The organism is Leucobacter sp. M11 (assembly GCF_035726885.1).
Classification (GTDB): domain Bacteria; phylum Actinomycetota; class Actinomycetes; order Actinomycetales; family Microbacteriaceae; genus JAPFRB01.
On the sequence record NZ_JAPFRB010000040.1, the window covers coordinates 1 to 256 of the forward strand.

At 55.5% G+C, this 256-nt stretch carries 1 protein-coding gene; it reads right to left on the reverse strand.

Translation table 11 applies throughout. The features are described from left to right. Positions 1-256: nitrilase-related carbon-nitrogen hydrolase (locus OOT08_RS18925; RefSeq protein ID WP_325094447.1), on the reverse strand; the 256-nt coding region annotated here is incomplete at both ends.

Genomic DNA, 256 nt, shown 5'->3' on the forward strand with positions numbered 1-256 from the left:
GCCCAGCCATCACCGTGGCCGATTCCCAGTAGGTATTGCCGTCGGGCACATTAACATCAAACAAATGCACTTTGTGGTACCGGGCCAATTCCTGCCCATTGGGGGCAATTAGAGTAGCTGTGTTATAGGCTTTGCCTGCTTCCCCTGCCACCGGAAAGGGAAAGCCCCCCGCCAGGATAGTCACCTGGAACCGTTGGGCCATGGTCTGTAAAAATTTTTCCGTCGCCGTGGCGATCGCCGTTGCCTGTTCTAGCTT